This window comes from Streptomyces olivochromogenes (genome assembly GCF_021538895.1).
Lineage (GTDB): Bacteria > Actinomycetota > Actinomycetes > Streptomycetales > Streptomycetaceae > Streptomyces > Streptomyces olivochromogenes_A.
Genome location: NZ_JADDRL010000038.1, coordinates 42,302 through 62,696, shown reverse-complemented (window position 1 = coordinate 62,696; position 20,395 = coordinate 42,302). Strand labels below are relative to the sequence as shown.

Genomic DNA, 20,395 nt, shown 5'->3' with positions numbered 1-20,395 from the left:
GTGAACTGGGTCCTCAGGGAGCGCGACATGGCCTCAACGGCGGCCTGGAGATGACGAGAAGGCGAAATTACGGCTGAGCCCACAGGCCGGATCGCTCTCTGAACGGGGTTGCGGGCGAAGTCCCTTGGTATGGTGCGCCGATGTCATCGATCAAGAAGTTCCAAGTCACCTTTGACTGCGCGGAACCTGAGCGCCTCGCTCGCTTCTGGTGCGAGGTGTTGGGGTACGTCGTACCGCCGCCACCGGAGGGGTTTGCCACTTGGGACGATTTCAAGCGCTCGCAGCCACCTGAGCAGCGGGATTCATGGTTCGCCTGCAGTGATCCCTCAGGTGTGGGCCCGCGGCTGTACTTCCAGCGCGTCCCCGAGGGGAAGGCCGTCAAGAACCGGGTGCATCTTGACGTGCGGGTCGGCACCGGACTCGTGGGCGAAGAGCGGCTCGCCGCACTTGAGGCCGAGTGCGCACGGCTGGTCCCGCTCGGCGCGGTACACGTGCGAACGCTGTATGACGGCAATGATGCGTGCATCCCGATGCTGGACATCGAGGGCAACGAGTTCTGTATCGACTGACCATTCTCCGAGCCGGAGAAGCAATCGTTGCGACTGTCAGTGACCAGCCGGCCGACGGCGACGACCAGTCGGTGTCGCCGTCGATGACGACCGGTGGTTGGTCGAGTACCGGTAGTTCTACGACTGTTCGGCAACCGTCTGATCCGGCGTGGGGACCAGGGTGCCGTCGACGATCAGCACGACGTCTTCGTCCATCCTTCTCGCGATCCCGTTCCGTGGCGACCGGGCCCAGCTGGTACGAACGTCATCAGGGGGCGGCACTGCCGGCCGAAGGGAACTGGACGTACTTCGGCGACCGACGCATGGGGTCTGAGCCGTCCGAGGTCGTTCATGCTGACGATGACCAGTAGCGCCCTCTGGGTAGGGCGCGTCGGATTTGCTCCGCGTGGACGAACCGGTAGCCGCTCTGCCACAATCAACTTTACCCAGCTAGCAGCTCCGCCGCTGGTCAGCCCAGTAATCGCCTGTAGAAGTCCCGAGCTTCCCGAGCTGAGAGCTGGGAGAGCCAGGCACCCTCAGAGCTTCTTCACGCGTCGGCCGTTGCGACGTGCCCCATGTCGTCTGTCGGAAGTGGATTTCTACATCTCACGCTCGGCTTGCCGCGCTGCTTCGACGAACGAGTCGACCGAAGCCAGGTAGGTGTCGACACCCTGGCGGAAACCCTCGGCTTCGCGTATGTCTTCCTCGACGGCCACGAGGCGGCCGTACGCCTCGGCGGAGGCCATGTGGACAGCCTTCGCCGCCTCTATCGGCCCGGGGTGGCACTCCAGGGAGACGATGGCCAGGCAACGCAGGAAGGGCCCGTAGGAGTCACGCAGTTGATCCCGGAGCTCTCCGAGGGATGCCAGGCGTGCCTCTCGGTCCTCCACCTTCAAGTACTTGGGGATCCTGCGGTACAGGATCCCCATGTCATTGGCCTGCTGGATGAAATCCAGCTGTGTGGCTCTGCGTGCTTCGCCCTTGCGAGCGACGTGCGCGGCTTCGGCGGCGGCTTGGGCCTGGATGCGAGCGGCTTGCGCGTTGCCCTTGCTGGTCACCCAACTGGCGACCACCGCTGTGGCGGCGGTCAGCAGGGCTACCCACAAAGCACCGTTTTCCATGACGCACAGTGTGTGTCATGTCCACCAACTTGCCCAGACCGCGCCGGTTCCCGGGCCCGCTTGGCTGTAGCGCGACGTTGCACTTGCCGCACTGACGCCCCGTCAGACTGAACGTGCCCGCCCGGCGGACTCCAGCACCGAGGTCAGAAAGCGACGTACCGTCTGCAACTCGCCCGCCTCGAAATCTTCCGCGGCCGCCACCACCTCGCCGATCACCGGCCCGAAGAAGGCCCACCCGAGTTTCGTGGCCTTGTCCTCCACCTCCAGGAGCACGCGTCGCCGATCGGCCGTGTCCCTGCTGCGCCGGACAAGACCGAGCCGTTCCAGCCGATCCACCAGGGCGGTCGTCCCGGCCGAGTTCAGGCGCAGTTGCTCGCCGAGCCGCCCGGGCGTGGCACGGATCCCCGCCCGCGCTGCGTCCAACAGGTTGAACAGTGCGCGCACATCAGTGGGATGCAGCCCGTGGCGCGCGGCGAACTCCGCGCCGAGCAGGTCGAACTCCACGGTCACCGCGCGCAGCATCGCAGCAGGTGTCGTACGACCGGCTCCGTCGTTCCTCGCGGACGTCACGGGCACCGGGAGTGGGTCGGCGTCGTGATCGGGGTTGAAGTGCGGAAGCGTCGCCGGCCCCTCATATCGGACGGCACGCACTCTCGCGGACGGCGTCCGCGGTGCGCAGTACGGTCTCGTTGTACTCAACGTACGCGCCCGGCACTACGGCCGGTCGGCACATTGCCGTGACGGGCATTGATACCGGTCAAGCGGTCAAGGGGCCTTCCAGGATCCGTCGTCCGGCCTCCGGGTCGCCGTCCCAGACGAAAGCCTCGTCGTCAGCCGGCAGCCGGCCCCACAGCAGAAGCAACAGATTCTCCGCTCGGGCGGCGAGCGTGACCACCGGTGTTCCGGGGCCGTACGTCCACGAGGCGCCGGTGTCGGTCGCCTCGAACCGCAGGGCGTGCCGGGGTAGCTGTGCGCGGCCCCGTTCCACCTGCCGGGGCGCCATCGTGTCGATGACCTCGGCCACGCCCTCGCCCGCGAGTTGGGCGTCGAGCGGCCGCGGTGTGCCCAGCGCGCGTTCGGCGTCCCACCGGTGGACGAGTGCCTCCAGGCAGCGGCGTCGTTGCCAGAAGCCGACCGTGTGTGGTGGGTGGAACGTCCACGCGGGAGCGGAGGGATCCGTGTCCAGTGCCTTCAGCAGGGTCTCGGACGCCTCGTCGAACCACCTCATCAGCGCCCCCGCTCCTGCGGTGCGGCAGGCGGTTCGAAGCCTCCATGCCCTTCGGTGACGGCGGCGGCCGCCCAGAGGTTCGCGGCGCCCAGATGCTCCGCCAAGTCGCGCAGCGTCCAGTCGCCGCAGTGCTCGACTCGTACGGACAGATCGCCATCGAGGCAGGTTCGGAAGGAGTCCAACTGACGCTGCAGGTAAGGAAGAAGAGACGCGGTGTCCATGTCGTGAACCCAGCCGAGCCGACCGACAGGGTAGAGCCCGTTTCACTGGTACAGGTCATCAAGGGAGCGAGCGATGTCAGGGGGCGCTTTCGTCTCGGAGCGTTGGGGCGGTGAGGTCCGGATCCGGGGGCGCACCACCGAGGGCGCGCGAGTGTTTTGGACGGGGGAGCGCACCATGATGCGCCCCCACGGCCGGAAACGGCCGAGGGCTGCCCGTTCGTCTGACGTTGTGGAGCCGAGGGGGCGCGGCGTGGGGAAGCCGTGCGGACGTGAGGGGGTACGGTCATGGGGCGGGCCGGATCAGCACGTGGGCGGAGGCTGTGGGGCGCGGTCATGGCGGCACTGCTACTGACGACGATGGCGGCGGTGCCGTCCGCGGCCGCGGCGAAGGGTGGCGCACGGGCGGCGGCCGGCGTCCGTGCGGATACGCCGGATCCGTCGGCCACGGTGGTCCCTTCGGGTCCGCAGCCCGACCCGGAACCGACGGACCCCGAGACGGACGACGACACGCCTTCGCCCCCGCCTGCCGACCCTTCGCTGACGCCGGAGAGCCAGCAGGTCTACGCGCCCACGTCGTTCACCATGACCGGCACGGGCTTCGACTGCTCGGACGGGCCGGAGTCGGCGGGCCCGCTGACCTTCGAGGTGGAGGGGCAGGAACCGCTGAGCCTGACCGTCGGCGACGACGGGAGCTTCACGCAGGACGTCACCGTGCCGGCGGACACCGAGCCCGGGACGTACCACATACAGGCCCAGTGCTCGGCCACGGACGACGCTTCCGGCGCTGAGGCCACCTTCGAGGTGCTGTCGCCGAAGGCCCCCGACCCGCAGGTCTCCCTGGAACCGGACTTCGGGGACCCGGGGACGAATTCGGTCGTTCACGGTGAGGGATTCCTGTGTGACGAGGGAGCGGGAGTGGACGTCCTCTGGGACGGGGAACCCGCCATCACCGCGACGCCCGACGCGGACGGGAGTCTCACCGCCACGCTGCCGATCCCGTCCTCCACCACCGAAGGCGGGCACGAGGTGGCGGCGAGCTGCCAGAGCCCGCAGGACGTCCAGGACTCGAAGACCTTCACCGTGAACCCTCCGTCGGTCACACCCTCACCGGAGGACACCCACGACGTCACCATCCACCTGACCGACTACCCGGCGGTGTGCACTCGGGGCTCCATCGTCATCGGCGGCCGCCGCCTGAACACCTGGCTTGACGAGGGCTCGACCGAGGGTGACGCGGGGGCGGGGCTTTGGGAGTTCATCGACCTCCATGCTCACATTCCGGGCGATCTGACGGGTCATCTGGAAGTGGACCTGGACTGCGTGGGCCGGGACCGGGAGAAGGCCGGTGAGATCGCTCTGCCGACCACGGACGGGCTGACGCTCTTCGAGCTGCCCCTGGGATTCCACAGCCACCCGGAGGGGCAGACGGGCCGGATCACCCCGTTGCCCTCGGGCAGCAGCACGGGTGAGAACAGCGGCACTCCGGACCCGACAGCCGGCCCCGACCCGGACCGCAGCGCCGGCCCGAGCCCGTCGCCGAGTGGCAACCCGCACGACCCTCGGGAAACGAGTCCGGCACGCGGCCTCGTCGAGGCCCTGCGCACCCCCGCCGACGTCTCGTGGGCGTTGAAGGATCTGGCAGGGTCGGTGGCGATGGCCGCTTGGTTTCTGCTGCTGATACTCCTCCTGGAACGGGCCTTCCCCAATCAGTTGGCCGACAACGCGATAGGCCGCTGGTGGGGTCGGGTCCGGGAACGGCAGCAGGCGCGGCCGCCGAGGCTGCCCGGCTGGGTCAGGATGTGCGGCTTCGCGCTCGTTGGTGGCTCGCTGGCCGTCTGGTCCGACGCTAGGACCGGCTTGACCACCTCGACGGCGGTCAGGACCGTGGGCGCCGTCGCGGGCATCGTGATGGTCCTGGTGGCCTATGAGAAGACCAAGGACTCCCTGCGCCACCCACGTCGGGGCGGGATCCGCACGGAGTTGCGGGTGGTCCCCGCCGGGCTCCTGCTGGCGGCCCTGATGGCGCTGATGTCCCGGTTACTGGAGTTCCCGGTCCCGTACGTGTACGGCCTCGTCGCCGTCTACATGGTGGCCGGCGCCCGACGCTCCGACCCCGACGACAGCATGCCGAGGGGCCAGGCGATCCTGATCGGCGGCATCTGCGTGCTCGCCGCCTCGGTGTTCGTCTGGGTGCTGGGCGCGCCTGTGGTGCAGGAGGTCCAGAGGCACCACGACTCGCCCGGCAGCCTCCGCTATGCGATCGCCTACACGCTGGGCCTGGCGGTGGTCGGCGGCATCGAGGTGGTGGTATTCGGCATGCTCCCGCTGTCCGGCATGGACGGGCAACACCTCAAGGACTGGAACAAGTTCGCCTGGTTCGCGCTCTACTTGACCGGCCTGACCTTCTTTTTCCACGTCCTGCTGAACAGCGTGCACCCGGGAGTGGGCAAGGATCTCGCGGTCGACGGGGACCTGCGCTGGTGGACCGTCGGCATAGCCACCGCTCTGTTCCTGGCCGCGTGGGCCTTCTCCCTGGCTATACGGTGGTTCGCCGCGCGTGCCGAACGGCGGAATCCGGCGCCCTGAAGGCATCGGATTCCGTACCTTCCTCACCGACGACGCCACGAGGCACCGATCTCCGAGATGTGATCGCGGACGCCGTGTGACGGCTGCGGCACCCTGCGGCCAGGTTTCCCACACCAGCCTCATCGGCAGGACTCGGCTCCTGTCCGGCCGGACCGCTTACGATCCCCGCCCAGACCGGCCGCGTCGCCGTCGTCACCGGAGCCAACAGCGACCTCTGGTACGTCCCCGCACGGGAGCGTGGCGGTTGACCGGATCGAGGCCGAAGTTCCCGTGGCCCGGATCGAGTTGGAGCGGCCGGGCCTCGGAGATCTGGGCTCCGTCGGGGTGGAACCTCGGTGCGCCCGCCCGCATCTAGTCGGCCGGTGAGGCAGGAGCGGCGGCACTCGGCCCCGCGAGAGTGACGTCATCCAGGGGAGTTCTCATGTCACGTGGGACGGCGGCGGTCTACGCGGTTGGTCTGGTGATGCTGCTGAGTGCCGCTGCCTGCGGACAGAGTGACAGCGTCTCGGACGCCCGGATTGCCGCATGCGGAACGTCCCAGTTGAGCTGGAAGATGACCCTTCTCCCGGGCAAGCCGCACAACACGCCGACGGCGACGCTCAGCGCCGCGCACATGGGATCGAAGCCTTGCGCCTTCGATGGATACCCGGAGCTCAGTGTGCATGTCGGCAAGGGACCGTCGGCCGGCTCCAAGCCGAAGGAATCTGCGCCGGTCCATCTGGTGCTGAAGGCGGGCCACAGCATCGCGATCCCGGTCTTCTATGACGCGATCGGGTCGCCGTCCGGGTCCTGTGAGGTCATGGCCGAATACAACCCTCGCGTCGACGTACGGCCCCCGCACCCCACAGCGCATGACTACGGCTCTCGTGTGGACCTGACCGATGCGAAAGGGCACCACCGGCGGGCACAGGTGTGTGACCTCGACATGCTGCTGGGAGCACCCCAACTCCACTGAAACGGCCCTGGCGTTCGCCACTGTGGCAGGCACTTTGTACGTGGCGAGCGACCACGTCCCGTCACAGGCCTAGCAGGAGTCACCGAAGGCGGTGGCGGCCGCGATGTGCACACGGCCGACGGTGGCCCTTCGGTACGGGAATGGCATCAGACGATCCCCGAAGTGCCCTACCGCAGGCCTTGCTGACCGCCGCCCTGCCGCCCTCACTCCCAGCGGTATTGACGCCGGGGCTGCCCGGCCCGTGTTCAGCCGGCGGTCTCTCCTCCGCTCGGCGAACGACTGCTGGTAGGAGCGGGGCTGATGCTGCTGGAAGGACTGGCGGAGGGCCTCGCGGAAGCGGTTGCCGTCGGCGTGGGGGAGTTGGGACGGCCGCTGCTGGAGCGTCGGGGGGTCGGCTTGGGCTTCACGCGCGGCGGCGCACTGGTGATGGAAGGAGGGCGGGAGGTCGGCGGTTCGCTGCGAGTTGGCGTCGGCAGAGGGCGGCGGTTGCCGTCACTGTTTCGGTCCTGGACGCCTTTTCGGGCGGGGTGCGTGGTCACACGTTCCAGCGAAGTGGGTGAATCGGAGACCGGGCCCTGGAGTTCATCGGGGGATGGGCCTTCCGGGATCGACGCGGCTCGTGGGGCTGTGGACTGGGGAAGCACCGATGCGGTGGCCAGGCCGCCGAGGATGGTGAAGGCGGCTGCGGCAAGAGACCGGACGGCGTACTTCTTCAACCGCGGAGGACGATTGCGGGCTGCCGAGAGGTCGGGTGCGGGAGTGGCCGATCCGGGATCGCCGGCGGAGTCGAAGGGGGGCAGTCCCTCGGGGACATGGACCTTCGTGATCGCGGTGTCGTCTCGGGGAACATCGTCTGTGTGATGGCTCAGCTCTGCCATGTCGGAGTCGTATGCTCCGCACTCCGGGCACGTTACGGCGCTGTTGAGCGTGCGGCTGCACGGGATGCAGTAGTCCATGACGCGACCGTTCAGTCCTCCTGTCGATGGGAGGGAACACATGCCCAGGACGGTCCGCGGTCAGCGGTCGGGAGACGCCGCTTGGCTTCTTTCGGGGCGATCTTTGCCATGTGCGAACCTCACTCACCGGTCTGTAGGCGGGTTACCGGTTACTGGGGTCAACGGGGCAGGTCGATCAAGTGTTCAGTCGTTGGCTGAGGAGTGGGGTATGTAACTCCGTTGGAAGGATTTTGCGCATTTTGCCCCAACTTCTGTGGCGTAAAACGTGACTTCACTGCCAACGCTTCCCACCAAGTGCGCACTGCTGACCGGCCTACAGCTCACGCTGGAGTCTGGCCTGGAAGCTCGCCGAGGCCCTGGCCGCCAGGCTCCGAATGCACCACACGGTGGAGGAGGTCTCGCGCCGGTCCACGTCTCGCGCCCTACCGCGGAACAGGGCGGTCGGCCGGCCGCTGAGCCAGTCCTCCGGGCGGCGAGGGAGCGCCGGCACGGCCCGCTCGTCCGGGCCGGCCGACGCTTTACCCCCCGCAGATCGCAAACGGTCACGAACGGGCCGCGTTCCACGGGAATCTGGCGACAGTCGAATGCCAGAGCCCACCAGTACCGAGGCTGAATCCCCTACGCGTAGCAGCCGTTGACGGTCGCCGCGAGGCCGTCCATGGCGTCCTTGATGGCGTTCGGGTCGGTCGTGGCGCCGTTCTCGACGAAGGAGAACACCTTCCACTTGCCGTCCTTGCCCTGCGTCAGACCGCTCAGCGCGACGGCGCCGGTGAGGGTGCCGGTCTTCGCGTGGACCTTGCCGACCGCGCACTTGGACTTGGCGTCGTCGAAGCGGCCGTACTCCGGGCCGAGCGTGCTGCCGGCCTCGCCGGAGACGGGCAGGCCGTCGAGGATGGAGCCGAGGGTCGGCGCGTAGCGGGACTGCGTGAGCAGTTCGAGGATCTGCGCGAGTGTGGCGGCCGGGATGCGGTCGGCCCGGGACAGGCCGCTGCCGTCGTAGAGTTCGAAGTTGTCGAGCGAGACGCCGTACACCCGGCTCAGCACATGGCGCACGATCTCGGTGCCGCCCTCGAACGTGGCCGGGCGGCCGGCGGCCAGGGCGGTCATCCGCAGCAGGGTCTCGGCGATGTTGTTGTCGCTGTGCTTGAGCATCGTGCGGACGATGCCCGACAGCGGCGCGGACTTGTGCTGGGCCACCGGTACGTCCGTCGGGCGTGCGGTTGCTCGGGTGACGTCGCCGCTGACCGTGACGCCGCCCGCGGCGAGTTGCTTGGCGAAGACCTGTCCGGCGTCGATGGACGTGTCCTGGACGCCGCGCCCGTCGACGACGAGCGCGCGGACCGGGGCGACGGTGTCGGGGTAGTAGCCGTCGTTCCAGCCCTTGGCCAGGGTCGGCTTCGGAAACAGGCCGTCGTCGACGGTGACCTTCACGGTGGTGCGGCCCGCGGACTTGAGCCCGGCGATCGCGGTCTTCGCCATACCTGCGAGGTCGGCTGTGGTCAGAGTGCGGTCGCCGCCCCCGATGAGGGTCAAGGTGCCGTGGCCGTAGACGACTTTCGTGGTGAACCGGTGCTGCGGGCCGAGCACGGTCAGGGCGGCGGTCGAAGTGGCGAGCTTGGCGTTGGACGCCGGCATCAGCGCGGTGGAGGCGTGGTGGCCCCATACGGTGGTGTTCGAATCCGCGTTGAGGACCACGCCGCTCACGTTCGAGCCCAGCCGCTGATCGAGAACCCGGGTCGCCAGGTTCTTGGCCATCTGCTGGTCGTCGGTGTCCAGGTCGTGGGTCTTGGCCGTCGAGCCGGCACCCTTTTGGGCGGCGAAGGCGGACGGACCCGCCAGGGCGGCGGACGCGACGGGCACGGCCATGGCGAGAACGAGAGCCCGGCGCAGGCCGGTTCCCGTGCCGTTCTGACTGGGTCTGCGGTGCCGGCGCCGGCCACCCGGAAGGTAGGGGCTCTCGGGAGTCTTGGCAGTTCGTTCGCTCATCGGGACTCGAAACTTTCAGGAGTGGGGGCAATGGGTCAACGAAAGGCCTTGCGCGCGGTGACGGGGACCGGCCGGGCGAAGGTGACCGATATCGGCATCTCCGCACCGACCGTCTGCCCGTCGGATACGTTCACCCGCGCCTGCGCGAGCACGGAGGGCTCCGGCACCGACGAAGCCGGGCGTACGCCGGACGCTTTGCCCACTCCGTCGGTGTGCCCGTTCGCGACCTTCTCGGCCGCCGTGGTGGAGGCACGGGCATCCGGCGTGTCAGCGGCCGCCCTGACGCCGGAACCCGCGTCCGCCCAAGCGCCGGCGGCCGAGAACTGGTCCGCGTAGGCCAAGAGACCAGCGCCGAAACGGCCGGCGGTCCGACCGGCCGAACGGTCCAAGTGCATGCGATTCCCCGGGTGAGGTGCAGTATCGCCTCTAGTACGCACGGGCTCAGAGGCAGGTTGCATCGCAGTGCAACCTTTCTTGCCAGGCAGTTGGACGGGGGAGACGCACAACGCGCTCGCGTGCCGCCTGTTCCTGCCGAGCGTGCACTCTGACGCCCTTCGAAGATGAACTCTGACGCCGACGTGATGCGGGAGAGCCTCGCGAACTGTCAGGCTGAACGGCTCACCGTTTGAAGGTCGCACTTGTACCGACGGGACGACGTCACGCCAGACGCCGGCCCGGCCGCCCCCCCGTTGCTCGCGCGGCGGCCCGACCACCAACAACTGCACCTGGCCGTCGAGCAGGGGCAGAAACCCATGTCCAGCGTGATCACCGTCGGGCAGTGCAGGGACTTCCCGCAGTTGAGGCCGTCCTGGCCGTATCAGGGTGCCGCGGCTGGGACCGGGCAGACCGCGCACCCTCCCCAGGCGGGTGCGCGCCGACAAGACACCCCGAACAACGGCGCGAGTCGACCGGGCACACATGAGGTCCGCGAGCGGGAACCCGGCACGCTTGATCGCCATCACTTCATGTACAGATCACCGCGTACTCAACTGGGTGCTCCTGGGCCGCATTTCGGCTACGGAGCGCCACTGCGGTGGCTCATGGAGACCCGAATCAGTGCAGGAAAGTCAGGTACCTACACGTGCATGAACGCAATCCGCACCGGCGGCTGTCACTGACCCTCGCGGCAGGTGTGCTGGCAGCCGCGGGGATCGCGGCCGTCCCGCCGCCCGTCGAGGCGACGGCACATCGAACGGCCGGACATCGGACGGCGGCCGACAGCCGTCAGCACATCTTCGAGCAGGCCGCGGCGGAGTACGACGTCCCGCTGCCCGTCCTGCTCGCCGTGGCCTATCACGAGTCCGCGTGGGACGCCCATGCCGGCGAACGCAGCACCAGCGGCGGCTACGGGCCCATGCATCTGACGGACGTGACAGCCAAGATGCTGGCCGCGGGCGACGCGGGCGCGGTAGGCCGCGCGGACCTGGCCAAAATGGCCTCCGCTCCGCCCCTGCACACCCTCCAGGCCGCCGCCGGACTGACAGGACTGCCCGCGAAGCGACTGCGCACGGAGGAGGGCGCCAACATCCGTGCAGGTGCGGCCCTCCTGGCCTCCTACGCGAAGAGCACGGTTGGCGGCACCCCGAAGGACCCGGGCAAGTGGTACGCCGCCGTCGCCCGTTACAGCGGCTCCACCGAGCAGCGTGCGGCAAGTGCCTTCGCCGACCGGGTCTTTGACACCATCGAAAACGGCGCGCAGGAGACCACCCGGGACGGACAGCACATCAGCCTGCCGCCCACCCCGGGCGTCCGCCCGGCCACCAGACAACTGTCCGCGCTGCACCTGAAGACGACGGCCGCGGCGGACGGCACCGAGTGCCCCGCCACCATCAACTGCGCCTTCCTGCCCGCCGCGCCGGCCAACGGCCAGGTGTCCAACCGTCCCGCCAACGGGATCAGGATCGACACCATCGTCATCCACGACACCGAGTCGTCCTACGACGCCGCCCTCAACACCTTCCAGAAGCCGGGCGGCGGATCGGCCCATTACGTCATCCGCTCCTCGGACGGCGCCGTGACACAGATGGTGCCCACCAAGGACATCTCCTTCCAGGCGGGCAACTACTCGACCAACCTGCACTCGCTCGGCATCGAGCACGAGGGCTACGCCGCCGCCGGCGGCGGTACCTGGTACACCCAGACCCAGTACGAGACGAGCGCGGAACTCGTCCGGTACCTGGCCGAGCGCTTCGGCATCCCGCTGGACCGGCAGCACATCATCGGACACGACAACGTGCCCGGACCCAAATCCGCCTTGATCTCCGGCATGCACTGGGACCCCGGCCCGTCCTGGGACTGGGAGCGCTTCATGCGGCTGCTGCACGCCCCGGCGAGCGGCCGGCACGGCGTGGGCCCCGTCGGCTCCGCACTCACCATCACCCCCGGCTACGACCGCAACCAGCAGACCGTGCAGGTCTGCCCGTCCGACGACCCCACCGGCGCCACACCCGAGTGCACCGAGCGGACCCAGCCCTCGAACTTCGTCTACCTGCGCACCGCGCCCAGCGCCACCGCGCCGCTCTTCGGCGACCAGGCCGTTCATCCGGATGGCGTCGGCACGGACCGCATCAACGACTGGGGCAGCACCGTGGCGGCTGGGCAGCAGTTCGTCGTCGCCGACCGCCAGGACGACTGGACGGCCATCTGGTACAGCGGCACGAAAGTCTGGTTCTTCAATCCGCACGGCTGCAACACCACACCCGCCCACGATGTGACGCTGGTCAGCGCCGCCGGCACCTCACCGGTGGCGGTGTACGGATCGAGCTACCCGGACGCGAACGAGTACCCTGCCGGGCTCTCCCCCTCAACTCAGGCCCCCCTGAGCTTCTACAACGTCCCCGCAGGCCAGGCGTACGTCGCCACCGCCGCACCCGCCCCCACCGACGACTACTTCCCCTCCACCGGAAGGGTCGTCACGGGCGGGAAGAACATGTACACCATCCAGTACAACCACCGCACTGCCCTGGTGTACGCCTCCGACGTCACCGCACAGTAACCACCAGGCGGCAGACGCGACGACAGGCGGACCCGGCCCCGGCAGCAAAGGCTGACCCTTTGCTGCCGGGGCCGCACCGAGCATCTGTCTTGGAGTCGTGATCAGTGCGGTCTGTTTCGGACCGTCGGACGGTACGGCCCGTTCCCGCAGTGCCTGCGCGAACGGTTCGAGGGCGTTATCTGGCGGTTCCGCACCGGCAGCCAATGGCGGGAGATGTCCGAGGAGTTCGGGGCCCGCCAGACGCTTTGCGACCGCTTCGGTCAACGGCGCGACGTCGGCATGTTCGCCGCGCTGACGGAAGGGATGAGCGCCGAGGCTGCTGTACGCGGCCAGGACACCGGTGGAACCGGAGGTCGCCAGCGCCGCCAGGCCCGGCTCAACGCGGAGGAGGGCGTCGACGCGGAGCGTCGGCAACCGACGACAACGCCGCAGATGGGCGTGCCAGGCCCCGCGTCCCCGGCATGATCCGCCGGACAGGCCCTAGCCCACAAGGGTCTGCTTCGGGCGAACTACGCAGAACTCGTTGCCTTCCGGATCGGCCAGCACGGTCCATGATTCGTTGCCGCTCTGCCCGACTTCCACCCTGCGGGCGCCGAGTGCGAGGATGCGCTCGATCTCGGCCTCCCGGTCGTCCGGGGCGGTCGTCAGATCGAGGTGCAGGCGGTTCTTGACGACCTTTGGGTCCGTCACCGGCATGAAGCAGATGCCGACCGGTGCTTTCTCGTCCGGCCCGACCACGACCTCCCGCTCCCGCTCGGACAGGATCCGCCAACCCAGCACCTCAGCCCAGAACCGGGCAAGGGCGGGCAGGTCGTGGGCGTCGATGACGATGTGGTGCAGCGATAGAGGCATGTCGGCCAGTGTGCCCCGTGATCGGCAGCGGGGGACCTTGGGTGAGGCGGCCGTGGTCCAGCCGTCCCGCGAGCGTGTGCCCGCGCCGCATGGAATGAGAACGCCGCGAGTAGTTCGGTGCCGTGATGCACGACGTGCCGACGAACTGGCGGCCGAGTACTCCGGCCGTACCACATGGCCTTCAGCACCTGTTCTCCCGCTGCCGCTGTGCCGCCGACGGCCTGCGTGAACGGGTGCGCTGCCGAACGGCCCGCATCCCCGGCAATCGCACCGTCGCCGCCAAGGGTGACCTCGCCCGAGCCGTGAGACTGCGCGCCCTGGCCTCCACAGTTCACGGCTGACGCACATCGACCGCCTCCTCGCCCAATCGCCGCCCGAGGCACGGCAGTGTCGTCGGCAGGTCCTGCAGCCAAGGGCGAACGGTTCTACGACTGGGCCGCTTCCCGCCTGCCCGCGGTGTGGGCGTTCGACGGTGACGAGTCGACCCGGCAGCTTCGGATCCCGGCCGGTCGAAGCATCAGTGGGCCCGACGAGGTCGCCTGCTGCCGTGCCTGCGCACCGGGGGCCACCGTTGCCGACCTGGTCCGTGTGCCGGATGCGGTTGGAAGATCGAGGAGTGATTCCAGAGCGCGAAGTGCGAGTGCGTGCATGCGGCGAGGGCACACGGTTGTGGGACGGTCGTATCAAGACCGTCCCACCCACGCCGAGTCCCCGGCTATGTCACAGGCGGGTTCCGTTGACGACCAATGCCACGCCGATGTTGTCACGCGTGGCTCGGGAGTAGGGACAGACCTGATGGGCGGTTCTGACCAGTTCGGCCGCCTGCTCGTCGGTGACAGAAGGCAGCGAGATGTGCAACTCGACGCCGAGCTCGAAACGGCCGCCGTCGACGGGGATCAGCGAGACGTGCGAGTCGATCACCGCGTCGTCCGCTTGTGACTTGCTGCTCCGGCCGACCAGGGCGAGCGTCGTACCGAAGCAGGCGGCGTAACCGATCGCGAAGAGCTGTTCGGGGTTGACGCCTTCACCGTCCCCGCCCAGCTCCTTGGGTTGCCGCAGCTCCAGATCCAGCCGTCCGTCAGTTGTGCGCCCGTGGCCGTTCCTGCCTCCGGTGACGTGCGCCTGCGCCGTGTACAGCGCCTTGGTCATCGTGCAACTCCTTTCGTGGCTACTGAAATATGAACCTGTCACTTCAAAAATGAGAAGTCAATGGCATACGATCACAACCCTCACGACGACGGGGAGGGCAGGTGGCGGAGTTAAAGATCGGCTACCTACTGCCGACACGCGACCGGTCCGTTCTGGGTGAACACGACCTCGGGCGGCTCGTCGCCCAGGCGCGACGAGCAGAGCAGTTGGGACTTGACTCGGTCTGGGCGGGCGACAGCCCCGTGACCAGACCGCGCGCGGATCCGCTGCTGCTGTTGGCCGCGGCGGCTCAGGCCACTGAGCGGGTCGCGCTCGGCCCGGCGGTGCTGCTGCCGGCGCTGCGCCATCCGATCCTGCTGGCGCACCAACTCGCCACCCTCGACCGGTTGTCGGGAGGAAGGCTGATCGCGGGCATGGGCGGCGGGTTCCCGACCCCCGACACCGAGGCTCAATTCACGGCGATCGGCGCCGACTTCGAGCGCCGCATCAGCCGTATGGAGGAGTCGATCGACGCCATGAGACAGCTCTGGTCGGGGAAGACGGTGTCGTACAAAGGCGAACACTTCACCTTCGACGACGTGCGGATCGCGCCTCCGCCGTCCCGCCCGGGAGGACCGCCGATCTGGTTGGCGGCAAACGGTGCGCCAGCGCTGCGGCGCGTGGCCCGCCTGGCCGACGGCTGGCTTACCCATCCGCCAGGCCGCCGACTGGTTGACCGCACCGGTTACGTTGCCGCCGGCGCCCGTCACCTCGTGATCCGCCTGGCGACCGATGACCAGGACGCGGGGCTGGAGGAGTTCGCCGACCAGGTGCTGCCCCTGCTGCGTACGGGGAATCAGCGATGACCACTTTCGTACTCGTCCACGGCGCCTGGCACGGCCCGTGGGCCTGGTCGTACGGGAGGCCGCGGACGCACGGTCGAGTGCCGTCGGCCATCCCTTGTTCTTTGCAGGGAATCCCGGCCTTCAGGCCGGGCGGGAATGCGATCCTCGGCCCGGAGGCGCGAAGCGCCGGAGATCTCTGCGTCTTCGGGGTGACGGTCAGGCTGGGCGCTTCTGGTTCTCGATGTACTCCTTGACGATGCTCAGCGGTGCGCCGCCGCAGGACCCCGCGAAGTAGGACGGGGACCAGAACACGGATCCCGTCCCGATCCGGTTGATCCGGCCGGTGTACTCCGCGCGCAGATATCGGGAGCTGACGCCCTTGAGGGAGTTGACGAGCTTGGACAGGGCGATTTTCGGCGGGTAGTGCACGAGCAGGTGGACGTGATCGCCTTCGCCGTTGAACTCCCGCAGCTGCGCGCCGAAGCTCTCGCACACGTCCCGCATGATCGCCTCGCAGCGCGTCAGCATGTCGTCGTTGAAGATCTCACGCCGGTATTTGGTGACGAACACCAAGTGGGCGTGGAGGTTGTGGATGACGTGGTTTCCCCGTCTGATGTCGGGATTTGGCTCCCAGCGCGGTGACATGCGCCAAGTATAGTAGGATCGAGTGGACTTGACCGGAGGGGGTGGGCTGGATGATTCGTGCGTACAAGTTCCTCATGCGGCCCACCGTCCGCCAGGAGCAGGCGCTGGTCGAGATGCTGCGGGATCACCGCTCCCTCTACAACGCGGCGTTGCAGGAACGCCGCGACGCCTGGCGGCACGTCTCGAAGACCACCGTCCAGTACGGGATGCAGTCCGCGCAGCTCAAGGAGATCCGGGCGTTCGACCCGGAGCGTCAGGGCCGCTGGTCGTTCAGTTCACAGCAGGCCACCTTGCGCCGTCTCGACAAGGCGTTCGCCGCGTTCTTCCGCCGGGTCAAGTCCGGAGATGCCCCGGGCTACCCGCGCTTTCGCGGGGTGAACTGGTTCGACACGGTGGACTTCCCCAAGGACGGGGACGGCTGCCGGTGGAACTCCACCCCGCACGATGCCGTCACCCGCGTCCGCTTCCAGGGCGTGGGCCACGTCAGGGTCAACCAGCACCGCCCGGTGGCCGGCCACGTCAAGACCGTGTCGGTGAAGCGCGAGGGCCGAAAGTGGTTCGTCGTGCTGACCGCTGAGCAGGACCAGCCCGAACCGCTGCCCGCGACCGGCTCCGTGATCGGCATCGATCTGGGTATCGCGAACTTCCTCGCCGACTCGAACGGCGGGTTCGTGCCCAGCCCGCGCCACGGCCGCTGTGCGGCCGCGAAACTGGAGACGGCGCAGCAGGCCCTGTCCCGGTTCCCGCGCCGCAAGGCGAAGGACCGAACCGCCAACCACCGGCGCGCGGTGCAAAAGGTCGCCCAACTGCACGGTAAGGTGCGGCGCCAGCGGCTCGACCACGCACACAAGACCGCGCTCGGCCTGGTCCGCGCACACGACTTCATCGCGCACGAAGACCTCAAGATTCGCAACATGGGCAAGGCCCCCGCACCGAAACCCGACCCCGACCGGCCGGGCACCTTCCTACCCAACGGGGCTGCCGCGAAGGCCGGGCTCAACAAGTCGATCAACGATGCCGGATGGGGGGTGTTCCTGACGATCCTGCACGCCAAGGCTGAAAGCGCCGGACGGGAAGTGATCGCCGTGGACCCCCGCAACACCTCCCGCACCTGCCCCGAATGCGGGCACACCGCGAAGGAGAACCGGCCCACACAGGAAAAGTTCCACTGCCTCTCGTGCGGCCACCACGCGCACGCCGACACAGTGGGAGCCACCAACGTTCTACGGGCCGGGCTGGTCCGTCGCGGCGCCAATCCGGCGTAGCGAGAAGCCCCCGGCTTCAGCCGGGGGAGGAGTCACATCGCCCTCGTGGACGGATGGGCGGGGTCCGACGGCGCCAGCATGTTCAGCCTGGCCCCTGACACCTTCGTCAACGCGGTCCGTACGGCGGCCCAGACACACGGGGGCGGCCGGCTGATCCCGGCCCCGCGGCGTTCGGCATCGTCGACCCCGACACCGCAGCGTGGCTGGCGTCGACCGGATTCCCGGAACTGCCATCCACTGCAGGCCGCAGATCTATCCCTTCGACCGGTTCGGCCAGGCCGTCGGATACCGGACCCACGCCCTGGACGACCCGCACGACGTGATGCTGACCGATCCGGAGCCGCTCGCCCGGATACTCCTCGATGTTTGCGCTCTTCAAGAAGCGGAAGCGCGAAGTCTAGAATGACGAAGTGGAACAGCGAACGTACAACCAGTACTGCGCGACCGCGCGCACCCTCGACCTCGTCGGCGAGCGCTGGACGCTGCTGCTGATCCGCGAACTTCTGACCGGACCCAAACGGTACGGCGACCTGCAGGCCAGCCTGCGCGGCCTCGGCACCGGCCTGCTGGCCGCCCGCCTGAAACACTTGGAACGCGAGGGGCTGGCACACAAGATCACGCTCCCCCCACCCGCCCGGACCCCCGCATACGCCCTCACCGAGGCAGGCGAGGAACTCGGACCGGCGATCCTTGAACTGGCCCGGTGGGGCCTGAAGTGGGCGATGGGTGAACGCCGCGCGAGTGAGACGTTCCATCCGGGGTGGGCGGTGCTCGGCCTGCGAGCCTGTTTCGACCCCGAGGCCGCCGCAGGCCTCCACGCGGTGTACGAATTCCGCATCGACGACGAGTTGTTCCATGCTCGAATCGACGACGGGACGATCGAGGCGCTTCACGGGCCTGCTCAGCACCCGGACGCGATCATCACGATCAGCCAGGAGGCCTTCCTCCGCCTGACCGGTCAGGGCTTCACGTTCGGGGAGGCCGTCGAGACCGGTGCCGCGTCCGCATCTGGCGACGAGGAGGCCCTGCTCAGGCTCAGGGGTTTGTTCCGCCTGCCGCCACCGCATCCCCGGAAGCTGGACCAGGCTTCTCCCTGATCGGGAGTCTGTGCGACCGGGACGCCCCGAGCGATGCCGGCGGCGAGGAGACATAGTGCGGCGTTGGGGCTCATGGGTGGAGTGGTGGACTCTCCCACCATGGGAGAGTCCACCATGATGGTGTGCAAGACGAACTCCTCACCATCGGGCGGTTCGCCCGCCTGTGCCGGCTCAGCGTCAAGCAGCTACGGCACTACGACGAGATGGGGCTACTGGCCCCGGTCCGCGTGGACGCCGGCTCCGGGTACCGCTATTACGCCCCTGGACAGGCACGCGATGCCTTGACCATCGCCCTGCTCCGCGAGATGGATCTTCCGCTGGCTGTGATCGCCCAGGCGCTTGCTGCCGAGCCTGAGTCCAGGGCACAGATCCTGCGCGCTGAACGGGACCGGCTGGCCGAGCGGATCAGCAGGGATCAGGCACGGCTGGAGATGCTGCAGCGGCTGGCGAAGGGTGGTCTACCCGGCTACGAGGTGACGATGGGCCGAGAGCCGGAGCGACGGTTGGCAGTGGTGCGAGCGGTCTGCACCCCTGCGGTGCTCGGGGAGAAGGTCGAGGAGTGCGTAGGCCGACTGCTGCCCGTGCTCGCCAAGGCGGGAATCGCATGGGAGCCGCCGCTGTGGGGGCTGTACCCGCTGGATCTGGAAGAGAGGATCGAGATCGCCGTCGGAGTCCAGACGCTGGAGGGGGCAGGGACGCCCGGCCTGGAGTCCGAGGCGCTGCCCGGCGGACTCGTTGCCGAGACCGTGCACATCGGGCCCTATGCCCAACTGCCCTTGGCCTACAACGCTCTCTTCGCCGCCATCCACGAGCGTGGACTGCGCCCGCAAGCGCCCGTACGCGAGGCCTATCTCGTCGGGCCGGCAGAGGCACCGCAAGAAGGATTGATGACCCGGTTGATCATCCCCGTTCAGGAGCGCGTGGCATGACGAAGGTGAGAGACATCGACACCCGCGGTACGCAGCACTGTGAGACGACAGCTCTGGGGGTGCTGCTGCGGCACGAGGGACTCGACCTGTCGGAGCCCATGCTCTTCGGCCTCGGCTCTGGTCTGTCCTTCATCTACTGGGACAGCAAGAACATGGGCTTTCCCTTCCTCGGCGGGCGGGTCAAGCCTTTCGAACTCACGAGAAACCTGTCCACCAGACTCGGGCTTGAGCTCCTGGTCCAGGAGACCACCTCGCCCCGCAGGGCATGGGAGAACGTGGCAGCCGCCGTCGCCGCCGGTCACCCCGTCGGACTGCAGCTCGACAGCTACTACCTCGACTACTTCGGGTCGAAGGTGCACTTCGGCGGTCACATGGTCGCCATGTACGGCTACGACGACCACGACGCCTACCTGGTGGACACCGCCCCTCAGGGCGGAGCGGTATCCACGAGCCTGACCAGCCTCGCCCAGGCCAGGTCCGCGCGCGGCCCGATGACCGCCAAGCACCGGTCTTTCACCCTCACCGCTCCGAAGAGCCTGCCCTCCCCGCGTGGCCAGATCATTCCTGCCATCACTGCCTGCGCCGACGCCTTCCTCAACCCGCCCATCGCCAACCTCGGTCACCGAGGCATCGAGAAGGCCGGCAAGCTGGTACCCACATGGCTCCAGCGCACTGACAACCCGCAGCGGGACCTGCCTCAGGCTGCCCTCTTGATGGAGAAGGCCGGCACCGGCGGCGCCCTGTTTCGCAATCTCTATCGCGACTTCCTCGCCGAATGCACCCAACTGCTCGACAGCAGCCACCTGCGCACCGGCCACAGGTTGTACTCCGAAGCAGCCTCCCTGTGGACGGAAGTCGCGGCACTGATCACAAAGGCCGGTGAATCAGCCGACGCACCGTGCCTCGCACAGGCAGGCACGGTGCTCCGTGATCTTTCGCGCCTGGAGTGCGCGGCCATGCAGGCGTTGAGCTGCCTGGAGAGTGAAGCCCCAAGCATGAACAAGCCTTGACAGCCTTCAAAACCGCTTCAAGAACCTG

The 20,395-nt window shown here is 68.3% G+C and carries 20 protein-coding genes and 1 pseudogene; 11 read left to right on the top strand and 10 right to left on the bottom strand.

The annotated features are described in order from the left end of the window. The first annotated feature begins 140 nt into the window (after window positions 1-140). Window positions 141-569, top strand: coding sequence for a VOC family protein (locus IPZ69_RS20630; protein WP_235455650.1), 429 nt, complete (start codon window positions 141-143; stop codon window positions 567-569). On the opposite strand, the pseudogene IPZ69_RS20625 reads toward IPZ69_RS20630, so the two are convergent. The 5 genes and pseudogenes from IPZ69_RS20625 to IPZ69_RS47865 form a co-directional block, all read right to left on the bottom strand. After that, window positions 569-770 (bottom strand): annotated as a pseudogene (locus IPZ69_RS20625) (IS5/IS1182 family transposase); the annotation flags it as partial. The gene IPZ69_RS20630 and the pseudogene IPZ69_RS20625 overlap by 1 nt on opposite strands. A gap of 377 nt (window positions 771-1,147) precedes the next feature. Then, window positions 1,148-1,669, bottom strand: a complete 522-nt coding sequence (locus IPZ69_RS20620; protein ID WP_235455649.1) for a hypothetical protein — start codon at window positions 1,667-1,669, stop codon at window positions 1,148-1,150. A 102-nt stretch (window positions 1,670-1,771) separates the two neighbouring features. Then, a complete protein-coding gene (locus IPZ69_RS20615) occupies window positions 1,772-2,191 on the bottom strand; it encodes a MarR family winged helix-turn-helix transcriptional regulator (protein ID WP_235455648.1) in 420 nt (139 codons plus the stop codon). Between the two features lie 235 nt (window positions 2,192-2,426). Continuing rightward, entirely contained in the window at window positions 2,427-2,972 is a 546-nt protein-coding gene (locus tag IPZ69_RS20610) for a maleylpyruvate isomerase family mycothiol-dependent enzyme (protein ID WP_374293550.1), read from the bottom strand. Then, window positions 2,897-3,118 carry a maleylpyruvate isomerase N-terminal domain-containing protein gene (locus IPZ69_RS47865; RefSeq protein ID WP_374293552.1) on the bottom strand — a complete coding sequence of 74 codons (222 nt, stop codon included), beginning with the start codon at window positions 3,116-3,118 and terminating at the stop codon, window positions 2,897-2,899. The genes IPZ69_RS20610 and IPZ69_RS47865 overlap by 76 nt, the downstream gene beginning before the upstream one ends. Window positions 3,119-3,451: 333 nt before the next feature. Between IPZ69_RS47865 and IPZ69_RS20605 the strand changes: the two genes are divergently transcribed. Both IPZ69_RS20605 and IPZ69_RS20595 read left to right on the top strand, forming a co-directional pair. Next, window positions 3,452-5,704 (top strand): FGLLP motif-containing membrane protein, encoded by a 2,253-nt coding sequence (locus IPZ69_RS20605; protein WP_235455647.1) that lies wholly within the window; start codon window positions 3,452-3,454, stop codon window positions 5,702-5,704. Window positions 5,705-6,125: 421 nt separating this feature from the next. Continuing rightward, window positions 6,126-6,659, top strand: coding sequence for a DUF4232 domain-containing protein (locus IPZ69_RS20595; protein ID WP_235455646.1), 534 nt, complete (start codon window positions 6,126-6,128; stop codon window positions 6,657-6,659). 1,574 nt (window positions 6,660-8,233) lie between these two features. On the opposite strand, the gene dacB is transcribed toward IPZ69_RS20595, so the two are convergent. Together dacB and IPZ69_RS20585 are read right to left on the bottom strand one after the other, a co-directional pair. Further along, window positions 8,234-9,601: a D-alanyl-D-alanine carboxypeptidase/D-alanyl-D-alanine endopeptidase gene (dacB, locus tag IPZ69_RS20590; RefSeq protein WP_235455645.1), complete on the bottom strand. Its 1,368-nt coding sequence runs from the start codon at window positions 9,599-9,601 to the stop codon at window positions 8,234-8,236. Between the two features lie 35 nt (window positions 9,602-9,636). Continuing rightward, a complete protein-coding gene (locus IPZ69_RS20585; RefSeq protein WP_235455644.1) occupies window positions 9,637-9,942 on the bottom strand; it encodes a hypothetical protein in 306 nt (101 codons plus the stop codon). Between the two features lie 740 nt (window positions 9,943-10,682). Here IPZ69_RS20585 and IPZ69_RS20580 point away from each other — a divergent pair. Both IPZ69_RS20580 and IPZ69_RS20575 read left to right on the top strand, forming a co-directional pair. Then, window positions 10,683-12,596 (top strand): N-acetylmuramoyl-L-alanine amidase, encoded by a 1,914-nt coding sequence (locus IPZ69_RS20580; protein WP_235455643.1) that lies wholly within the window; start codon window positions 10,683-10,685, stop codon window positions 12,594-12,596. Window positions 12,597-12,647: 51 nt separating this feature from the next. Then, window positions 12,648-13,061, top strand: a complete 414-nt coding sequence (locus IPZ69_RS20575; protein WP_308407517.1) for a transposase — start codon at window positions 12,648-12,650, stop codon at window positions 13,059-13,061. Between the two features lie 15 nt (window positions 13,062-13,076). Here IPZ69_RS20575 and IPZ69_RS20570 read toward each other — a convergent pair whose 3' ends face one another. Continuing rightward, complete coding sequence (locus IPZ69_RS20570) at window positions 13,077-13,448, bottom strand: VOC family protein (RefSeq protein WP_235455642.1); 372 nt, start codon at window positions 13,446-13,448, stop codon at window positions 13,077-13,079. Window positions 13,449-14,168: 720 nt separating this feature from the next. Beyond that, window positions 14,169-14,597, bottom strand: coding sequence for an organic hydroperoxide resistance protein (locus tag IPZ69_RS20565; protein WP_235455641.1), 429 nt, complete (start codon window positions 14,595-14,597; stop codon window positions 14,169-14,171). Between the two features lie 101 nt (window positions 14,598-14,698). Here IPZ69_RS20565 and IPZ69_RS20560 point away from each other — a divergent pair, with 101 nt between their 5' ends. Further along, the gene (locus IPZ69_RS20560) at window positions 14,699-15,442 is read left to right on the top strand and encodes an LLM class flavin-dependent oxidoreductase (RefSeq protein ID WP_235455640.1); all 744 of its coding nucleotides are present in this window, start codon (window positions 14,699-14,701) and stop codon (window positions 15,440-15,442) included. A gap of 195 nt (window positions 15,443-15,637) precedes the next feature. Here IPZ69_RS20560 and tnpA read toward each other — a convergent pair whose 3' ends face one another. Then, the gene (tnpA, locus tag IPZ69_RS20555) at window positions 15,638-16,066 is read right to left on the bottom strand and encodes an IS200/IS605 family transposase (RefSeq protein ID WP_235455638.1); all 429 of its coding nucleotides are present in this window, start codon (window positions 16,064-16,066) and stop codon (window positions 15,638-15,640) included. 50 nt (window positions 16,067-16,116) lie between these two features. On the opposite strand from tnpA, the gene IPZ69_RS20550 reads away from it, so the two are divergent. The 5 genes from IPZ69_RS20550 to IPZ69_RS20530 all read left to right on the top strand — a co-directional run bounded on the left by IPZ69_RS20550 (window position 16,117) and on the right by IPZ69_RS20530 (window position 20,367). After that, a complete protein-coding gene (locus IPZ69_RS20550) occupies window positions 16,117-17,331 on the top strand; it encodes an RNA-guided endonuclease InsQ/TnpB family protein (protein ID WP_235455637.1) in 1,215 nt (404 codons plus the stop codon). A 199-nt stretch (window positions 17,332-17,530) separates the two neighbouring features. Continuing rightward, entirely contained in the window at window positions 17,531-17,737 is a 207-nt protein-coding gene (locus tag IPZ69_RS20545) for a hypothetical protein (RefSeq protein ID WP_235455636.1), read from the top strand. A 4-nt stretch (window positions 17,738-17,741) separates the two neighbouring features. Beyond that, window positions 17,742-18,428, top strand: coding sequence for a winged helix-turn-helix transcriptional regulator (locus IPZ69_RS47440; protein ID WP_235455635.1), 687 nt, complete (start codon window positions 17,742-17,744; stop codon window positions 18,426-18,428). Window positions 18,429-18,550: 122 nt separating this feature from the next. Beyond that, complete coding sequence (locus tag IPZ69_RS47435) at window positions 18,551-19,357, top strand: MerR family transcriptional regulator (protein WP_235455634.1); 807 nt, start codon at window positions 18,551-18,553, stop codon at window positions 19,355-19,357. Next, window positions 19,354-20,367, top strand: a complete 1,014-nt coding sequence (locus IPZ69_RS20530; protein ID WP_235455633.1) for a BtrH N-terminal domain-containing protein — start codon at window positions 19,354-19,356, stop codon at window positions 20,365-20,367. The genes IPZ69_RS47435 and IPZ69_RS20530 overlap by 4 nt, the downstream gene beginning before the upstream one ends. The last annotated feature ends 28 nt before the right edge of the window (window positions 20,368-20,395 follow it).

What these genes read in the sequence shown, in the direction of transcription:
- IPZ69_RS20570 (WP_235455642.1), bottom strand. Translation starts at nt 13,448, where the DNA reads ATGCCTCTATCGCTGCACCACATCGTCATCGACGCCCACGACCTGCCC.
- IPZ69_RS20630 (WP_235455650.1), top strand. Translation starts at nt 141, where the DNA reads ATGTCATCGATCAAGAAGTTCCAAGTCACCTTTGACTGCGCGGAACCT.
- IPZ69_RS20595 (WP_235455646.1), top strand. Translation starts at nt 6,126, where the DNA reads ATGTCACGTGGGACGGCGGCGGTCTACGCGGTTGGTCTGGTGATGCTG.
- tnpA (WP_235455638.1), bottom strand. Translation starts at nt 16,066, where the DNA reads ATGTCACCGCGCTGGGAGCCAAATCCCGACATCAGACGGGGAAACCAC.
- IPZ69_RS20615 (WP_235455648.1), bottom strand. Translation starts at nt 2,191, where the DNA reads ATGCTGCGCGCGGTGACCGTGGAGTTCGACCTGCTCGGCGCGGAGTTC.
- IPZ69_RS20550 (WP_235455637.1), top strand. Translation starts at nt 16,117, where the DNA reads ATGATTCGTGCGTACAAGTTCCTCATGCGGCCCACCGTCCGCCAGGAG.
- IPZ69_RS47865 (WP_374293552.1), bottom strand. Translation starts at nt 3,118, where the DNA reads ATGGACACCGCGTCTCTTCTTCCTTACCTGCAGCGTCAGTTGGACTCC.
- dacB (WP_235455645.1), bottom strand. Translation starts at nt 9,601, where the DNA reads ATGAGCGAACGAACTGCCAAGACTCCCGAGAGCCCCTACCTTCCGGGT.
- IPZ69_RS20605 (WP_235455647.1), top strand. Translation starts at nt 3,452, where the DNA reads ATGGCGGCACTGCTACTGACGACGATGGCGGCGGTGCCGTCCGCGGCC.
- IPZ69_RS20565 (WP_235455641.1), bottom strand. Translation starts at nt 14,597, where the DNA reads ATGACCAAGGCGCTGTACACGGCGCAGGCGCACGTCACCGGAGGCAGG.
- IPZ69_RS20620 (WP_235455649.1), bottom strand. Translation starts at nt 1,669, where the DNA reads ATGGAAAACGGTGCTTTGTGGGTAGCCCTGCTGACCGCCGCCACAGCG.
- IPZ69_RS20530 (WP_235455633.1), top strand. Translation starts at nt 19,354, where the DNA reads ATGACGAAGGTGAGAGACATCGACACCCGCGGTACGCAGCACTGTGAG.